Raw genomic sequence first — 1,390 nt, 5'->3', positions numbered from 1 at the left:
ATCTACCGCAACAGCCTGCCAGCGAGCCGCATCATGAGCGAGATCGCCGCCTGCAAAGGAGATGCGGTGCTGGTGCTCTCGCCGGGACCGGGCGCCCCCCATGAAGCGGGTTGCCTGATTGACCTGATCAAGCTGGCCCGCAGCCAGGTGCCCATCCTCGGCATCTGCCTCGGTCATCAGGCCCTGTGCGAAGCCTACGGCGGCACCGTCGGTGCGGCGGGGGAAATCGTCCACGGCAAGCGCTCCCTGATTGAGCACAACGGCCACGGCGCCTTCGCCGGTCTGCCGAGCCCGCTGCCAGTAGCCCGCTACCACTCGCTGGTCGCCACCTATGTACCGGAAGAGCTGACGGTGATTGCCCACTATCAGGGCATGCCAATGGCCATAGAGCAGCAGGACGACAGGGTGCTGGGCTTCCAGTTCCATCCCGAATCCATCATGACCTCGGAAGGGGCCCGCCTGCTGACTCAGGCGCTCGCCCATATCACCCGTCCTGTAAGTAGTGTGCGGTAAGGAGACCAACATGCATCATCATCTCAACACCCTCTATCAGGGTCAGTCTCTGAGCCGTGAAAGTACCCGTGACGCCTTCGGGCAAGTGGTTCGTGGCGAAGTGGATCCCATAGTGCTCGCCAGTTTATTGACCGCCCTCAAGATCAAGGGAGAGACACCGGAGGAGATCGCTGGCGCCGCCGAAGCGTTGCTGGCGGAAGCGCGCGACTTCCCGCGTCCAGACTACGAGTTTTGCGACATAGTCGGTACCGGTGGCGATGGCCTCAACACCATCAACGTTTCCACCACCTCGGCGCTGGTCGCCGCCGCCTGCGGCCTGAAAGTGGCCAAGCATGGCAACCGCTCGGTATCGAGCAAGTCGGGCTCGAGCGATCTGCTCGACAAGATGGGCATCAAGCTCGACATGAGCCCGGCGCAGGCGCGCCATTGCCTGGACGAACTCGGCATCTGCTTCCTGTTCGCCCCCCAGTACCACGCTGGCGTGCGCCACGCCATGCCGGTGCGTCAGGCCCTCAAGACCCGCACCCTGTTCAACGTGCTGGGGCCGCTCATCAACCCCGCTCGCCCCACCTATCAGCTGATGGGGGTCTATGCCCCCGAGCTGGTGCGCCCCATCGCAGAAACCCTGCTGGCACTAGGGCTGAAAACCGGTATGGTGGTTCACGGCGCCGGGCTCGACGAGATTGCCATCCACGGCCCGACCCAGGTGGCCCAGATCCGTGACGGCGAGATCCGCGAATTCATGATCACCCCGGCTGACTTTGGCCTGGAAACCTATCCGGTCAGCGCCATTCAGGGGGGCGAGCCCGAAGAGAACCGCGCCATCACCGCCGCCATTCTGGCAGGGCAAGGCACTTCGGCGCACAACGCCGCCATC

2 protein-coding genes are annotated in these 1,390 nt (G+C 64.0%); both read left to right on the top strand.

Features of this window, described 5'->3' with window-relative positions:
• Positions 1-513: aminodeoxychorismate/anthranilate synthase component II (locus BN1128_RS04430; protein WP_042866567.1), on the top strand; the 513-nt coding region annotated here is incomplete at its 5' end.
• A gap of 10 nt (positions 514-523) precedes the next feature.
• The coding region (gene trpD / locus BN1128_RS04425) for an anthranilate phosphoribosyltransferase (RefSeq protein ID WP_042866566.1) at positions 524-1,390 on the top strand (867 nt) is incomplete at its 3' end.

It is taken from the genome of Aeromonas piscicola (assembly GCF_000820005.1).
Lineage (GTDB): Bacteria > Pseudomonadota > Gammaproteobacteria > Enterobacterales > Aeromonadaceae > Aeromonas > Aeromonas piscicola.
This window is presented reverse-complemented; position numbering and strand designations above follow the sequence as displayed.